16 protein-coding genes are annotated in these 15,463 nt (G+C 72.8%); 9 read left to right on the top strand and 7 right to left on the bottom strand.

The features are described from left to right. Positions 1-63: 63 nt before the first annotated feature. Entirely contained in the window at positions 64-555 is a 492-nt protein-coding gene (locus NE234_RS02735) for an Lrp/AsnC family transcriptional regulator (RefSeq protein WP_252776582.1), read from the top strand. Between the two features lie 109 nt (positions 556-664). Further along, positions 665-1,645 carry a DMT family transporter gene (locus tag NE234_RS02730; protein WP_252776580.1) on the top strand — a complete coding sequence of 327 codons (981 nt, stop codon included), beginning with the start codon at positions 665-667 and terminating at the stop codon, positions 1,643-1,645. On the opposite strand, the gene NE234_RS02725 is transcribed toward NE234_RS02730, so the two are convergent. Further along, on the bottom strand, positions 1,599-1,898 hold the full coding sequence (locus NE234_RS02725; protein ID WP_252776578.1) for a Dabb family protein: 300 nt from the start codon (positions 1,896-1,898) through the stop codon (positions 1,599-1,601). The genes NE234_RS02730 and NE234_RS02725 overlap by 47 nt on opposite strands. A gap of 73 nt (positions 1,899-1,971) precedes the next feature. Continuing rightward, on the bottom strand, positions 1,972-3,204 hold the full coding sequence (locus NE234_RS02720; protein ID WP_252776577.1) for an amidohydrolase family protein: 1,233 nt from the start codon (positions 3,202-3,204) through the stop codon (positions 1,972-1,974). A 62-nt stretch (positions 3,205-3,266) separates the two neighbouring features. Here NE234_RS02720 and NE234_RS02715 point away from each other — a divergent pair, with 62 nt between their 5' ends. From NE234_RS02715 to NE234_RS02705, 3 genes are all read left to right on the top strand, one after another. Next, complete coding sequence (locus NE234_RS02715) at positions 3,267-3,779, top strand: MarR family winged helix-turn-helix transcriptional regulator (protein WP_252776574.1); 513 nt, start codon at positions 3,267-3,269, stop codon at positions 3,777-3,779. Positions 3,780-4,105: 326 nt separating this feature from the next. After that, on the top strand, positions 4,106-5,164 hold the full coding sequence (locus NE234_RS02710) for an LLM class flavin-dependent oxidoreductase (protein WP_252776572.1): 1,059 nt from the start codon (positions 4,106-4,108) through the stop codon (positions 5,162-5,164). Positions 5,165-5,276: 112 nt separating this feature from the next. After that, the gene (locus tag NE234_RS02705; protein ID WP_252776569.1) at positions 5,277-6,782 is read left to right on the top strand and encodes an AMP-binding protein; all 1,506 of its coding nucleotides are present in this window, start codon (positions 5,277-5,279) and stop codon (positions 6,780-6,782) included. A 29-nt stretch (positions 6,783-6,811) separates the two neighbouring features. On the opposite strand, the gene NE234_RS02700 is transcribed toward NE234_RS02705, so the two are convergent. Then, complete coding sequence (locus NE234_RS02700) at positions 6,812-7,252, bottom strand: MarR family winged helix-turn-helix transcriptional regulator (protein WP_252776568.1); 441 nt, start codon at positions 7,250-7,252, stop codon at positions 6,812-6,814. An 82-nt stretch (positions 7,253-7,334) separates the two neighbouring features. On the opposite strand from NE234_RS02700, the gene NE234_RS02695 reads away from it, so the two are divergent. Continuing rightward, a complete protein-coding gene (locus NE234_RS02695; protein ID WP_252776566.1) occupies positions 7,335-8,516 on the top strand; it encodes an MFS transporter in 1,182 nt (393 codons plus the stop codon). Positions 8,517-8,555: 39 nt separating this feature from the next. Beyond that, positions 8,556-9,314, top strand: a complete 759-nt coding sequence (locus NE234_RS02690; RefSeq protein WP_252776564.1) for an SDR family NAD(P)-dependent oxidoreductase — start codon at positions 8,556-8,558, stop codon at positions 9,312-9,314. A gap of 9 nt (positions 9,315-9,323) precedes the next feature. Here NE234_RS02690 and NE234_RS02685 read toward each other — a convergent pair whose 3' ends face one another. Then, a complete protein-coding gene (locus NE234_RS02685) occupies positions 9,324-10,232 on the bottom strand; it encodes a cyclase family protein (RefSeq protein WP_252777411.1) in 909 nt (302 codons plus the stop codon). Positions 10,233-10,258: 26 nt separating this feature from the next. On the opposite strand from NE234_RS02685, the gene NE234_RS02680 reads away from it, so the two are divergent. Next, positions 10,259-11,464, top strand: a complete 1,206-nt coding sequence (locus NE234_RS02680; RefSeq protein ID WP_252776563.1) for a serine hydrolase domain-containing protein — start codon at positions 10,259-10,261, stop codon at positions 11,462-11,464. A gap of 10 nt (positions 11,465-11,474) precedes the next feature. Here NE234_RS02680 and NE234_RS02675 read toward each other — a convergent pair whose 3' ends face one another. Beyond that, positions 11,475-12,206 (bottom strand): SDR family NAD(P)-dependent oxidoreductase, encoded by a 732-nt coding sequence (locus NE234_RS02675; protein WP_252776561.1) that lies wholly within the window; start codon positions 12,204-12,206, stop codon positions 11,475-11,477. Positions 12,207-12,214: 8 nt separating this feature from the next. Further along, positions 12,215-12,841: an isochorismatase family protein gene (locus NE234_RS02670; protein ID WP_252776559.1), complete on the bottom strand. Its 627-nt coding sequence runs from the start codon at positions 12,839-12,841 to the stop codon at positions 12,215-12,217. A 79-nt stretch (positions 12,842-12,920) separates the two neighbouring features. On the opposite strand from NE234_RS02670, the gene nfi reads away from it, so the two are divergent. Continuing rightward, the gene (nfi, locus tag NE234_RS02665) at positions 12,921-13,592 is read left to right on the top strand and encodes a deoxyribonuclease V (RefSeq protein ID WP_252776558.1); all 672 of its coding nucleotides are present in this window, start codon (positions 12,921-12,923) and stop codon (positions 13,590-13,592) included. 109 nt (positions 13,593-13,701) lie between these two features. Here nfi and NE234_RS02660 read toward each other — a convergent pair whose 3' ends face one another. Further along, complete coding sequence (locus NE234_RS02660) at positions 13,702-15,345, bottom strand: penicillin-binding transpeptidase domain-containing protein (protein ID WP_252776556.1); 1,644 nt, start codon at positions 15,343-15,345, stop codon at positions 13,702-13,704. Positions 15,346-15,463: the final 118 nt, after the last annotated feature.

Raw genomic sequence — 15,463 nt, 5'->3', positions numbered from 1 at the left:
GGGCCGATCGGCCGACGTAGTGCGTACGGCGTTCGGCTTGGCGGGCGAGGTGCGGAGGATCACATGGACGCGGTGGATCAGGCGATCCTGCGGCGGCTGCAGCGGGACGGCCGGCAGACGAACCGGGAGCTGGCCGAGGCGGTCGGGGTCGCGCCGTCGACCGCGCTCGAACGGACCCGGGCGCTGCGCGCTCGCGGCGTCATCACGGGCTTCCACGCGGCGGTGGACCCGGCGGCGCTGGGCCGCAGCGTGCAGGCGCTGATCTCGATCCGGATCCGGCCGCAGTCCCGTGAGGCGATCGAGTCGGTGCGCGACACCATGGCGGCGCTGCCCGAGACGCTGGGCGTGTTCGTGGTCACGGGGAACGAGGACGTTCTGGTCCACGTCGCGGTGCCCAGTACGGCGTACCTCCGCGACTTCGTGCTCGACCGGCTGGCCCGGCGCAAGGAGTTCGTCGACGTCCGGACCACCGTGGTCTTCGACTACGTGCAGCCCGTCGAGCAGTCCGAACTTCCGGCGGCGGACGACCGTAACGGCCGAACTCCGTACGCCTGAATCGCCCCGGCCATGCCTCTGACCGAACGAACACCTGCTCCTCGACGCTGGACCGAACGAACGTCGATGGGACGACGCATTCTCCGTACTTTCGCCTAGCTTGCCGGGCATGGAGCAACGAAATGACCTGCTCGGCGTTGGGCTCGTGCTGGGTGCCGGGGTGCTGTGGGCGACGGTGGGGCCCGCCCAGGTGTTCGCGGACTCGCCGGCCGGGCCGGTCGCGCTGGGCGGGGCCCGGATCCTGGCCGGCGGGCTGGTGCTGGCGCTGGTGGTCCTGGCGACGCGGCGGGACGCCTTCCGTACGCTGACGCGGAGCACGTGGCCGTCCCTGCTGGCCGCCTCCTGCGCCACCGGGGTCTTCCAGGCGGCCTTCATGAGCTCGGTGGCCCGTACCGGCGCAGCGGTGGCCACGGCCGTGACGTTCGGCGTGGTGCCGGTCAGCACCGGCATCGTCGAACGGCTCGCGCTGGGCACCCGGCTCTCGCGCGGGTGGGCGGTCGGCACGTGCGCCGCGATCGCCGGCTGCGCCCTGGTGATGACGCCGGACGGACCGGTTCACGTGGACACGTACGGCGTGCTGCTCGGCGTGGCATCCGGCGGCTGCTACGGGGTCTACACGGTGGCGGCCAAGCGGCTCACCGGCGGCCGCGCCGACATGACGGCGGCGGTCGCGGTGACGCTCCTCATCGGCGGCTCGTTCCTGGCGCCGTGGACGCTGTCGCGGCTGCCGGCCCTCGGCACGGCGCGCTCTCTCCTGGTGGTGGGCTGGCTGGGCCCGGTGACGGCGGCGCTCGCGTACTCGTTGTTCGTGGCCGGGCTGCGCCGGGTCACCGCGGCGACGGCGGGCACGCTGTCGCTGGCCGAACCGCTGGTCGCGACCGCGCTGGCGGTCCTGTTCCTGGGCGAGCGGATGTCGGTGCCGGTCGCGGCGGGGTCCGTGCTGCTGCTCGGCGGGCTGGTGTTGGTCTCGGTTCCCGGACGTCCCTCCCGGCGCTCGGCGCGCACGGGAGGGCTCCCGGACGGGCCCGCGGACGCGCCGCGGGTCAGAGTTCGTACTGGACCGCGGCGCGTTCGGCGAGGATCGGCGTGACGTACTCGTCGATGACGGCGCGGTGCACCGGGTGGTCGCGGTACACGACGTAGGCGTCGCGGTCGGCGAAGTCCGCGACGACGGCGAAGTCGAAGTTGCCGGGGTTCAGTCCGGCGTCGGCGCCCACCTGGTACGCCTCAATCTCGGGGATGGCGCCGGGCAGCGCGCTCAGCCGTTGCTCCAGGTCCCGCTTCCGCTCGTCCGTCGCGTTCTCGTTCCAGCGGAACATCACCACATGCCGGAATCCGGCCATGTCGCCTCCTCGATCGATGCTTCGCCGACGACGATACGAGAACGCCTCCGGCGGGCGGCGATCGCCACCCGGTTCACGCCGCGAGGTGTGCGGCCGAGCGTTCGGCCAGGTCGAAGGCCCGCCGGAGGTCGGCGCGCACCAGCCGCCCGTCCCGCTTGACGATCTCCCCGCCGACCAGGACGGTGTCCACGTTGCTCAGGTCCGCCGCCGTCACCACGGCGGTGATCGGGTCGCGCAGCGGCACCAGGTTCGGGGTGTCGGTGCGGAGGAGCACGAGGTCGGCCTGCTTGCCGGGCCGCAGGGAGCCGATGCGGTCGTCGAGGCCGAGCGCGGCGGCGCCGTCGAGGGTGGCCATCCGCAGCACGTCGGCCGCCGTGACGGTGGGGTCGTCGGCGCGTGCCGCCGCGAAGGCCGCGCGCATCAGGCCGAACATGTCGCCCCCGACGCTGGTCACGGCGTCCGCGCCGAGCGTCGTACGGACCCCGGCGGCGCGCAGGCGGCCGACCTCGGGGCGGCCGAGGCGCATCTGGTCCTCCAGGACCGGGGAGACCGAGGCGGTGCCGCCGCTGTCGGCGATGAGCGCGAACTCCTCGTCGGTGACCCCGTTGAGGTGGATGTAGGTGGTGTCCGCGCCGAGCAGGCCGTGGTCGCGCAGCCGCGCGATCGGACCGGGGCCGTTGACGTGGACGCTGATCCGCAGGCCCAGCTCACGGGCGAGGCGCCACTCGGCCTCGGCGGCCTCCATGGTGGCGAGGCCGGGTCCCCAGGCGGCGAGCGTCATCGACACCCGCCCGCCGACGAGACCGAGCGCCCGGCGGACCTCGTCGGGCCGCTGCGCGCCCGGCGCCGGATGGGCGTAGCCGAAGACGGCGCGGATGCCGGAGTCGCGCAGGGCGGCGACGGCCGCGTCGGTGTGGTCGGGCGAGCGCTGGATGTGGGACCAGTCGAGCAGCGTGGTGATCCCGGAGTTCAGGCATTCGAGCGCGCCGGCGAGGTCGCCCGCGTAGACGTCCTCCGGCCGGAAGCGCGGCGTGGCGCCGTACACGATCGCCTCGAGGTACTCGCCGAGGGAGGCGTACGGGGCGGTGGACCGGAGCACGCTCTGCCAGGTGTGCCGGTGGGTGTCGACGAACCCGGGGAGCACGACGCGGTCCCGCGCGTCGATGACCTCGGCGCCCTCGGCGGGCAGGCCGGGGCCGACGGCGGCGATCACGCCGTCCTCGATCAGGAGGTCGGTCGCGGGCATCGCGCGCGGTGCGGGCTCGGTGTCGACGACGAGCCCATGCTGAATGAGGATCCGGGACATGATTAACCTTTCGAGAAAGCTTTTTGGAAAGCTATCACGGTGAGCGACTAGGCTCAACGGCCATGGAACGGCGGGATCGCGTGGACGCCATGCTCGCGGCCTGGCGCGCGGAGGACCCCGAGGTCGCGACGCTGACGCTGGAGCTGACCAAGCGCGTCGGGCGGCTGTCCGCGCTCTGCTCGGAGGCCACTCAGCGGGCCCTGGAGGAGTTCGGCGTCACCTACGCGGAGTTCGACGTGCTGGCGACGCTTCGCCGGTCCGGCCGGCCGTACCGGCTCAAGCCCGGCACGCTGGCGGAGTCATCGATGCTGACGACCGGCGGAACGAGCAACATCCTGCAGCGGCTCGGCGCGGCGGGCCTGGTGCGGCGGGAGCCGGATCCGGACGACCGGCGCAGTTCATGGGTGTGCCTGACTCCGGGGGGCCTCGAGCTGACGGGCCGGATCGTCGCCGCGACCGGCCGCGCCCACGAGACGCTGTTCGACGGGGTCCCGGAGGAGACGGGACGAGCGCTGGCGGACCTCCTCCGCGAGGTGCTCCTCACCCTCGGCGACGAGGCTCCGCGCAGGCGCTGACCACGAGCGCAAGGGCGGCCGGGCCGTGCGCCCGGCCGCCCGTCGCGGGGCCCTTCAGGCCCAGGACACGCCGCCCATCGCAGCCTCCTTCCCCGGCGCCGATCAGGGTGCCGCTCCCCCGAGCCAGACGATGCGTGGACACAAATGCTAGGGAAACGATCACTACGGGGAAATACGTCGTTTGACATATTTTGTGACTATCACCGCCTGTATGCGGCAATTCACCGCAGGTATTGCCTCTTCTCGAATTCCGCCGGGACTCCATCGCGGGCGCAGCAACCTGATACGCTTACCAAGCGAGCGCTTGGTACGGAGGTGCCGTCCGCATGAAGTTCTCCACGTTCCAGCTCTTCCACCGATTCGAGGGGCAGACCGTCCGGGAGGTGTACGACTACCAGATCGAGATCGCCGAGGTCTGCGAGGAGCTGGGCTTCGACGGGCTGTGGGTGGCCGAGCACCATTTCCGCGACTACGGCGTCGTGCCGAACATCTTCACACTGCTGTCCAACCTCGCCGCGCGCACCGAGCGCATCCGGCTCGGCACCGGAATCGTCGTACTCCCCCTGCACGACCCGGTGCACGTCGCGGAGGAGGCCGCGATGGTCGACCTGCTGTCCGGCGGCCGCCTGGAGATGGGCGTCGGGCGCGGCTACCAGAGCGTGGAGTTCGAGAGCTTCGGCGTCGACCTCGGCGAGGCCCGCGAACGCTTCGACGAGGCCCTCGACATGATCATCGCGCTGTGGACCCGGGACACCGTCCACTTCCAGGGCAAGTACTACGGCACGGGCAACGACGTGAGCCTCACCCCGCGGCCGGTGCAGCGCCCGCACCCGCCCCTGCACGTCGCCGCCGTCAGCCCCGAGACGGTGGAGCTGTACGCCGCGCGCGGACTGCCGATCCTCGCCGACCCCGCCGCACCCTTCAAGAAGATCGCCAAGGCGGCGGAGACCTGGTACGCGACCGCGCGGGCCAACGGGGTGGAGACCGAGGGGGCCGAGCTGGTCGCCACCCGGTCGGTGTACGTCGCGCCGACCGTCGAGCAGGCACGCGCCGACCAGGAGCGCTTCGAGAGCTCCTTCGACCGCTCGCGCATCTTCAACCGGCAGAGCGCGCCCATCGACTCCAGGACCGGCCAGGTCGCCAAGGGGTTCGAGTACTGGCAGGACCGCTACCTCAAGGGCGGCCAGGTCGGCGCCGACTTCCGCTGGGAGCAGCTGGAGGTCATCGGCGACCCCGACCGGGTGATCAACCAGATCAAGATGATCGGCGACTTCGGGTTCACCCACCTGATGTGCGACTTCGGCAGCACCCGGCCCGTGCCCATCGAGGAGATGAAGAGGGTCCTGAGGTTCTTCGCCGCCGAGGTGATGCCGGCCTTCCGCTGACCGGCCTTCCGCCGAGAGGACGCCTCACGCGGCAGTGCCCGCCGGCCTTCCGGTGACGTGCCCCGGCCCGCAGGCCTCCCCGCGGCACGTCCCACCGTCGACAGGAGACGCGATGTCCGTACACGGGTTGACCCTCGGAGACGTCCTCGGCGAGCACCGGCGCGGCCGGCCGCTCGGCCTGGCGGTGGTGGACGCGGACGTCCGGCTGACCTATCCGCGGCTCGACGAGCGGGTGAACCGGCTCGCGAACGCGCTCGCCGCCGACGGAGTCGGCCCCGGCGAGCGCGTCCTGTGGCTCGGCCGGAACTCCTTCCGGATCCTGGAGCTGCTGCTGGCCGCCGCCCGGCTCGGCGCGATCTGCTGCCCGGCCAACTGGCGGCAGAGCGCCGACGAGCTGACGTTCGTGCTGGACGACCTGCGGCCCGCCATCGTCGTGTTCGAGGAGTCCGAGGCGGCCGGGGAGGCCCGCGCCCGTACGACGGCTTCGGCGCGCTGGATCGCCGCGGGCGAGGAGTACGAGGCGTACGCCGCCGCCGGGGCGCCGGACGAGCCGGCCGTCGCGGTGACCCCCGACCTGCCGGTGCTCGCCCTCTACACGGCGGCGTTCGACGGGCGGCCCGCGGCGGCGCTGCTGAGCCACGCGGCACTGGTCGCGCACGCGATGACGCTGCTGCACATCCGGCGGATGGAGGACGGCTTCACCTACCTGAACTGCGGGCCGCTGTTCCACGTCGGGACGATGATGTTCTGCCTGGCGACCTTCCAGCTCGGCGGCACCAACGTCTTCACGCCCGCGTACGACCCGAAGGAGGTCTGCCGGCTCATCGAGGCCGAGCGCTGCACGCAGGCGTTCCTGTTCGGGCCGATGATCGACCAGCTCGTCGAGGCGAACGCCGGCGGCACGTACGACCTGTCCTCCCTGCGCTTCGTCTCCCACTCCCCCGCGTGGGACGCCATGATCACGGTGGACGACAGCCCGTGGTGCGCGTCGAAGATGGGCGGGTACGGCCAGACCGAGGTGGGCGGCATGCTGACGTTCCTCGGCCTGGCGCCCGGCGGGCGGGGGTACGCCGGCCGGCCGTCCCCGCTCGTCCACGTGCGGATCCTGGACCCGGCGGGGAACGAGGTACCGCCGGGCGAGACCGGCGAGATCTGCGCGCGGGGCGCGACGGTCTTCAGCGGCTACTGGAACCGGCCCGAGCCGAACGCCGCGAAGACGGCGGGCGGCTGGCACCACACCGGCGACCTCGGCCGCCGCGAGCCGGACGGCACCCTCACGTTCATCGGCCCGAGACTGCGGATGATCAAGTCGGCGAACGAGAACATCTACCCCGCCGAGGTCGAGCGCGCACTCAAGGACCACGAGGCCGTCGCGGACGCGGCCGTGATCGGCGTGCCCGACCCGGAGTGGGGCCAGAACGTCAAGGCGATCGTGGTGCCGAAGGACGGCGCGGCGCTGACGCGAGAAGAGGTCGTCGAGCACGTACGGTCGCGGATCGCCTCGTACAAGAAGCCGCGGCACGTGGAGTTCGCCGCCTCGATCCCGAAGAAGGGCCACACGCCGGACTACGACGCGCTCGACGCCGAGTACGGCGGAGGCGGCTACCCGGGCCACTGACCGTCCCTTGAGCAGGCCGGCCGCCGTCGTCAGGCGACGAGGGCCTGGAGCAGGTCGCGCAGGGATTCCTGTTGCGTCGGGCTGAGGGCGGCCAGCGGCGAGTGGGCGTTCAGCCGTGCCAGAACGTCGGTCCGGTAGCGGTCGCCCGCGGGGGTGAGCACGATCTGCTTGGCGCGCCGGTCGGTGGGGTGCGGCCGCCGCTCGATCAGACCCTGCTGTTCCAGCCGGTCGAGGACGAAAGTCGCGTTGGAAGCCTCGCAGACCATCCGCTTGGCCAGCTCCCGGGCGGTGATCGGGTCCGACAGCTCCCGCAGCGCGATCACCTGGGTGGGGGTCAGACCCAGCTCGTCGGCGACGGCGCGCACGTGGACGTCCAGCTTCTGGGTGAACCGGTGGATCAGCTTGCACACGTCCCGGTCGATCTGCCCGTCCGTCACCGGGTCCGCCGCCGCGTCACGTCGCTCCGCCATGCCGTCAGTCTAGTCGAACTGTTTCGAGTCATGATAGTTATGACTCGAAATACAACAGCTCGAACTACTTTGGGGCGATGCCATGCCGCTTCTCGTCTTCTCTCTCATGCTGGTGGTCTTCGGCCTGACCACCGGGGAGTTCGTCATCGCGGGCATCCTGCCGGACGTGTCGCACGAGTTGTCGGTGTCCGTTCCGGCGGCGGGGCTGCTGGTCAGCGCCTACGCCCTCGGCATGATCATCGGAGGGCCGGTGATCACCACGCTGACCGCGCGGCTGCCCCGCCGCCCCCTCATCGCCGGGCTCATCGCCACCTCCATCGCCGGTAACGCCGCCTCGGCCCTCGCGCCGAGCTACCCGATCCTGCTGGCCGCGCGCTTCGTCGCCGGCCTGGTGGTGGCCACCTTCTTCGCCGTCGCGATCTCCATCGCCGTCTCGACCGCCCCCGCGGGCCGGCAGGCCTCCACCGTGGCGCGGTTGACGCTGGGCATGAACCTCGGGATCGTCGCCGGCACTCCGCTGGGCACCTTCATCGGCCACCACCTCGGCTGGCGGGCGACCTTCGCCGCGGTGGCCGCGTTCAGCGCCGCCGCCCTGGCCCTGGTGGTGCGGTCGGTCCCCGACCAGCCGGCCCCGACCGTCCGCTCACTGGCGGGCGAGCTGCGCGTGTTCACCGGACGGGACGTCGTGCTGGCCATCGCCCTGACCGCCGCGGGGAACCTCGGGGTCGTCACCGTCTTCAGCTTCCTGGCGCCACTGGCCACCGACGTCAGCGGGTTCTCCGACGAGGCGGTGCCGGTGCTGCTGCTGGTGTACGGAACCGGCGCCGTCATCGGCAACGTGCTGGGCGGATGGCTGGCCGACAAGGCGCTCATGCCTTCGCTGGCCGGTCTGCTGACCGCCCTGGCGGGCGTGCTCGCGGTGGGCCGGCCGGCCAGTGGCCACCAGATCTCCGCCGTGGTGCTGTGGTTCGTGCTGGGCGTCCTGGCGTTCGCCATCATCCCGGGCATGCAGACGCGGGTGCTGGCCACCGCCCAGGCCGCCCCCACCCTCGCCATCGCCGTCAACGCCTCCGGCTTCCAGCTCGCCGCCGCGTTCGCCGGATGGCTCGGCGGACGGCTCATCGACGGCCCCGGACCGCGTTCGATCTATCCCGTCGCCGCCGCTCTCACCGTCGCGGGCCTGCTCATCGCGCTCTACTCGCTACGACGCGACCGCCGTCCCGCCGCCACACCCGCCCCTGAGCGACCGGCCGCCCACCGCTGAGGCCCGCCACCGACGATCACAAGAGGAGACAGATCACCCATGGACACGACGGAACGGCCGTTGAACGGCAAGGTCGCTCTGGTCACCGGCGGATCGCGCGGCATCGGCGCGGCGACCGCCCAGGCGCTCGCGGCCGGCGGCGCCGCGGTGGCGATCAGCTACACCGCCTCCGCCGCCAAGGCCGACGACGTGGTCACCGCCATCGAACGCGCGGGCGGGCGCGCCGCCGCCCACCGCGCCGACCAGAGCGACCCACATGAGGTCGCCGACCTGGTGCACCGCGTGGCCGCCGACTTCGGCCGGCTCGACATCCTGGTCAACAACGCCGCGGTGTTCGTCACCGGCCGAGTCGACGACGCCGAGGCCGACCTGGCCGCCCTCGACCGGCAACTGGTCGTCAACCTGGGCGGCGTCACCGCCGCCATCCGGGCCGCCGCCGTCGTCCTGCGGGACGACGGCCGCATCATCACCGTCGGCTCCATGCAGGCCACCCGGCCAGGGTTCCCGGGCGTTGCCGACTACGTCGCCACCAAGGCCGCCATCGTCGGATACACGAAGGGAGCCGCCCGCGACCTCGGACCACGCGGTATCACCGTCAACGTCGTCCAACCCGGCTCGGTGGCCACCGACATGAACCCGCCGCACGGTCCTTTCGCGGACGTCCAGCGTGCCGCCAACGCGATGGGACGCTTCGGCACTCCGGAGGAGATCGCGGCGGGCATCGCCTTCCTGGCCGGCCCGAACGCCTCTTTCATCACCGGCGCCGTCCTCGACATCGACGGCGGCTATCTGGCGTGATCTCGACGGTCACAGGATCGCCAGAGGGTTGATCGGGCTGGCGGTGCCGCCCTCGATGACCAGCGGCGCCGCCACGAACAGGAAGTCCGTACGGCCGGTCGCGGCGAGGTCCTCCAGCCACAGCATCTCGGCCAGGTGGATCCCGTGCCGCCACAGGAAGAGCAGATGAAGGTCGTCGCCGAGGTCCTCGTCGGCGAGCTGGCGCTCGTTGAGCCCCCCGATCGCGGCGTTGTCGCACGCCACCATCGCGACGTCCCGCTCCGCCAGCCAGCGCCCGGCGCCCGCCGACAGGCCCGGCTGCCCGGTCCAGTACGCCTCCCGGGACTCCTGCCAGGTCAGCGGCCAGCCCGTACGGACGACGGCGATGTCGCCGGGACGGACCTCCACCCCGCACGCCGCCAGGTCCTCCGCGGAGACGCGGTCCCCGGCCGCCAGGTGACGGACGCCTCTGAGCCGTGGGACGTCGAACAGCACGCCGCGGCCGACGACCGGACCCGCCTTGTCGATGCCGCACCGGGTCGCGCCGTACGAGCGCACCCGCCCGGCGGGGTGCCCGTTGTACAGCTCGTCGCCGGTCCACATGTGGCACAGCGCGTCCATGTGGGTCGTGGTCCCGTGCGGCGAGACGACGATGGCGTCGTCGGCCATCCGCAGTCCCGCGCCGATCGGCCGGGCGCCCGCGGCGTAGTCGCCCGCGTCCACGGACATGAAGTGCTGGGGCAGCGGGCGTCCGCGCAGGTGCGGGACGGTGGCCGGCGCCGGGGACGACGTCGCGCCGCGGATCGGCAGCGACAGGCTCAGCGGCCGGCCCTCGCGGACGCAGCCCGTGGCGGCACGTACGACCTCGGGAGTGAGGAGGTTGAGCGCGCCTCGTTCGTCGTCCGCTCCCCATCGGCCCCAATTAGACTCGCTCACAATTCCGGTCCCCTCCAGGAGTCAGGTACATGATCGAAGGTCACTGCGATCCGGCGTTCGAGGCGGTACGTACGGCGTTCACCGACGGCTTCGAGCGAGGTGAGGAGTTCGGCGCCGCCGTGGCGGTCTTCGCGGGCGACCGGTGCGTCGTGGACCTCTGGGGCGGCGTCGCGGACCGCAGGTCGGGCCGACCGTGGGAGCGCGACACGACGTGCCTGGCCTTCTCCTGCACCAAGGCGGTGACCGGCACGGCGGCGCTCCTGCTCGCCGAGCGCGGCCTGTACGACCTGGGAGCCCCGGTGACGTCGTGGTGGCCGGAGTTCGGTGCCGCCGGGAAGGAGCACGCGACCGCCGAGCATCTGCTGTCGCACCAGGTGGGACTGCCCGCGCTGGCTCGCGACGTCCCGGTCGCCGAGGCCCACGACCCGGCCGCGGTGGCGGCGGTGCTGGCGGCGCAGGCGCCGGAGTGGAAACCGGGCACCGCCCACGGATACCACGCGCTGACGTACGGCTGGCTCGCCGGGGAGATCGTCCGCCGCTGCTCGGGCCGCACGGTCGGTGCGTTCGTGCGCGACGAGATCGCCGGGCCGCTCGACCTGGACCTGCACGTCGGCGCGCCCGACGACGTCATCGCGCGCACCGCGCGGCTCAGCGCGGGCCGTAAGGTCGACAAGGGCGCCTCGGAGCGCAAGGGCGGGCCGAGCGCGACCGGGGAGGTGCCCCGCCCCATGAACCCGAACGACCCGCTCGCCAAGATGATGGCCGGGTTCCGCGACCCGGACAGCCTGCTGAACCGGACGTTCGGCAACCCCGACATCAACCGCCTGCCCGGCGGCAACAACAACCCCGAGATGCTGCGGGCCGGCTGGCCCGCGCTCGGCATGGTGACGACCGCCCGCGCGCTCGCCGGCTTCTACCGCGACCTGCTGGCCGGCCGGATCGTCTCCCGTACGACGCTGCGCGACGCCGTCGTCCGCCGGGTCGCCGGGCCGGACCGCGTCATGTACATCGACAGCTCCTTCGGCCTGGGCTTCATGCGGCCGTCGCTGGTGTTCCTCACGCCCAAGGCCGGCTGGGACTCGGCGTTCGGGCACACGGGCCTGGGCGGCTCGATCAGCCTCGGCGACATCGAGAGCGGCCTGACCCTCGCCTACATCCCGAACCGCATGGGCGACGAGGTCTCCGGCGGCGTCCGCGCGTACCGCCTGCTCGAGGCGGCGTACGGGAGTCTGTGAGCGGTCCACGTCAGCACATGGTGATGCCGCCGCTGACGGACAGGGTCTGGCCGGTGATGTAGCCGGCCCGGTCGGTGCAGAGGAACGCCACCAGGCCCGCCACGTCGTCGGGCCGTCCGATGCGGCGCAGCGGGATCCCCCGGACGAGCTTGTCCACCAGGCCGGGGTGGCGTTCGGCGACGGCGCGCTGCATCGGGGTGTCGGTCGGGCCGGGGCACACCACGTTGCTGGTGACGCCCTGCCGGGCGGCCTCGCGCGCCAGGGTCTTGGCCAGCCCGAACAGCCCCGCCTTCGTCGCGGCGTACGCCCCCTCACCGCCCGAGCCCGCCCGCGCGCCGTCGGAGGAGATGAACACCAGCCGCCCCCAGCCGCGCATGCCCGGCAGCAGCAGGCGCGTGAGGTACATCGGGGCGCGCAGGTTGATCCGCCACATGAGGTCCCAGGACGCCGGGTCGCTGTCGACGAACGGCTCGACGATGCCGACCCCGGCGTTGTTCACGAGGACGTCGACCCGGCCGGCGCGGGCCGCCAGGTCGTCAATGCTCGCCGGGTCGGCCAGGTCGACCCGCTCGGCGACCGCGTCCGGGAGGCCGGCGGCGGTCGCGCGGGCGGCCTCCTCGTCGAGGTCGGCGACGACGACGCGGGCGCCCAGCCCCGCGAGGTCGGCGCAGATCGCCGCGCCGATCCCGCCGGCGCCTCCGGTCACCAGCGCGGTGCGCCCGGCGAGCGACAGCCCGTCCATGCGGCCTCCTATGCGGTCTTCCAGGCCCGTACGAGCTCGTCGGCGGTCGCGCGGGCGGCGAGCAGGGCGACCGTGTGGGTCAGGACGGCGTCGGCGTAGTCGGCGGGGACGCCCGCCATCGCGTCGGTGACCGCCACGACCCGGTAGCCCAGGTTCACGGCCTCCAGGCACAGGCCCGGCACGCCCAGGTTGAGCGAGACCCCGACGGCGACGACGGTGCGGACGCCGAGGGAACGCAGCGTCTGGTCCAGGGACGTTCCGGTGAACGGCGAGAAGCCGTGGTAGCGCCGCGACTCCAGGTCCGCGGGGCCGGAGAGCTCCGGCACGACCTCGATCGCCGGGGTCCCCTCCAGCATGTGCGCCGGATCGCGCAGCAGCCTGCGGACGAACGGCGCGTTGTCGGTGTGGCTGCCGGCCCGGTCGGCGCGGAACGCCGCGGTGCACTGCACGACCGGGACGCCGACGGCCCGCGCCGCGGTCGCGACCCGCGCGGCGTTGCGGATCACGTCGCCGGCGGCGCAGGCGTCGGCGAGCGCGGGGAAGCCGGTCAGGTCGCCGACGACGCCCCGCTGCATCTCCATCACCAGGACGGCCGCGTGCCCCGGCTCGGCGAGCTCGGCGAGGGTGATCGGCATGCCGCAACGATAAGCGAGCGAGCACTTGCTTGGGTAGCCTGATCGGCAGACCGGCCGGATCCCGGTAGCGTGATCCCTCGTGGATGTACCGGATCTCCCCCCGTGGCCGGCCACCGTCCGTGAGGCCGAGGCCGTACAGGACCGGCTGCGCTCCCGCGTCGACCTCCTCTGCGCGGACCCGCCGTCCGTACGGACCGTCGCCGGGCTCGACGTCGCGTACGCCGAGGACCGGCTGGCCGCGGCCGTCGTCGTCCTCGACCTGGACCGTCTCGAGGTGGTCGAGGAGACCGTCGTCCTCGACCGGCCCACCTTCCCCTACGTGCCGGGGCTGTTCGCGTTCCGCGAGCTCCCCGCGCTGATCACGGGGCTGCGGCGGCTCAGCATCACCCCGGACCTGCTGATCTGCGACGGCCATGGGCTCGCGCACCCGAAACGGTTCGGCCTGGCCTGCCACCTCGGCGTGCTGACGGGCCTGCCGGCGATCGGCGTCGGCAAGACGCGGCTGGTCGGCGCGTACGACGAGCCCGGCACCGACCGTGGGTCCTGGAGCGCCGTCACGGAGGACGGCGAGGTGGTCGGCCGCGCGCTGCGCACGCAGACGGGCGTCCGGCCGGTGTTCGTCTCCGTCGGTCACCGCATCGACCTGGACACCGCGTGCGCCGTCACGCTGCGGCTGACGCCGCGCTACCGCCTGCCGGAGAGCACCCGGCGCGCGGACCGCCTGTCGCGCGGCGCGCTCGCCGCCGCCTGAGCACCGGGCTCCTGAGCCCCGGCCGACCGGGACTCGGCCGTCTGGGGACCCGGTCGGCCGGGACTCGGCAGGCCGGGTCCCGGCCGTCGACGAGCGCCGGTCGCTTCGCCTACAGGGCCTTGAGGAAGCGGGCCGCGATGGGCGCGGCGGCCTTGGCGCCGAAGCCGCCGCCCTCGACGACGACGGCGAACGCCACGTCGCCGCGAAAGCCCATGAACCAGGCGTGCGTCGGCGGCATCTTGCCGTTCTGCGCCGAGCCGTACTCCGCCGTGCCGGTCTTGCCCGCCGTCCCGGACGGCAGCCCGGCCGGCTTGGCGGTGCCGGAGGTCACCACGGCCCGCATCATCCCCTCCAGCCGACCCCTCGCCGTCGGGTCGAGCCGGCTGGGCTTGGCCTTCTGCGGCACCTGCGGCTCGGTGACGAACACCGGCGGCCGCCAGGTGCCGTCCGCGACCCCGGCCGCGACCCCGGCGATGCTGAGGGCGTTGGCCAGGTCCCGGCCCTGACCGAAGCCGGCGACCGCCTTCTCCGCGTCGCTGGTGGGCGCGGGGAAGCTGCCGGCCGTGGCGGTGACGCCGGGATCGATCTTCTGGTTGAAGCCGAGCGCGTTCGCCGCGCTCGACAGCTTCGAGACGCTGAGCAGCTTCTGGGTCTGCAGCGCGAACGCGGTGTTGCAGGACTCCGCGAGCGCGTCCTTGAACGTCATCTTGGCGGTGCCGCCCTCGCCCTCGGAGTTGTGGATCACCTGCCCGCCGACGTTGGCGGTCTTGGGGCACTGCACGGAGGACGAGGGGCTGAGCCCGGCCTGCAGCAGCGCGTACGCCGTGACGACCTTGAAGGTGGACCCGGGCGGGTAGGTGCCCTGCAGCGCGCGGTCGAAGCCGCCCGGGATGTTGCCGACCGCGAGGATCTGCCCGGTCGCGGGGCGGATCGCCACCATGGACGTCGGCTTGCCCTGGCCCTGGAGCGCGCTGGACATCGCCCGCTGCACGTGCAGGTCGAGGCTCGTCCTGACGTTCTGGCCGGGCTTGCCGGTGAAGCCGCCGACGGCCTTCACGGTGTGCCCGGACGCGTCGACGGTCGAGATGGTCGTGGTGGGCGTGCCGGCCAGCCGCTTGTCGTACCGCTGCTGGATGCCGAACTGCCCGACGACGTCCCCCTTGACGTACGGCGTGCCGAGCTTCTTGGCCTGCTTGTCGGTCAGCGGCGCGGTGGTCCCGACCAGCTGCTGGACCGAGCCGGACACGTCGGGTCCGTCGATGGGCGTGCCGTCGGCCGCGAGGACGCTGCCGCGCTTGAGCCACTTGGCCGAGGTCGTGAAGCGCTGGCCGGCGTGCAGGTCGGGGTGGACGGACTCCGGGGCCCAGGCGACCTTCCACTTACGGTCGCTGGTCACCAGCCGCAGGCTCCCCTGGTACCTCCAGACGCCGGCCGGCAGGGTGAGCACCGCGGTGAAGGGCGCGGTCGCCCGCTTCCCGTGGTGGGTCACGGCGCCGAGTGACACGTCGACCTTCGTGGCGCCGAGATCGGTGCGCAGCCCCTGGTAGTACCGGTCGAAGTCGGCCGGCGGCGTGACGGTCCGGGCCCGCATCGCCGCGAGGTCCCCGTGCCGCCAGCCGGCCAGGAACTCCTCCGCCGTCTGCCGTGGACTTCCCTTGGTGCGCAGCAGGACGTACGCCCCGCCGCCCGCGGCACCCAGAGCCACCACCACGACGGCGGCAACGATGATCAGCCAGAGTCTCTTGTTACGCATCGGCCCCGTTTTTCCCAGCGTTAACGTTTCCCTCGCCGGACAATCGTAGTGGTCGCCGTCAAAGCGGGCCGGATGCGCAAGATCACCATCTCTTGCCCGATAACCAAGCGTGCGCTAG

This window comes from Actinoallomurus rhizosphaericola (assembly GCF_024055675.1).
GTDB classification, from domain to species: domain Bacteria; phylum Actinomycetota; class Actinomycetes; order Streptosporangiales; family Streptosporangiaceae; genus Actinoallomurus; species Actinoallomurus soli.
This window is presented reverse-complemented; position numbering and strand designations above follow the sequence as displayed.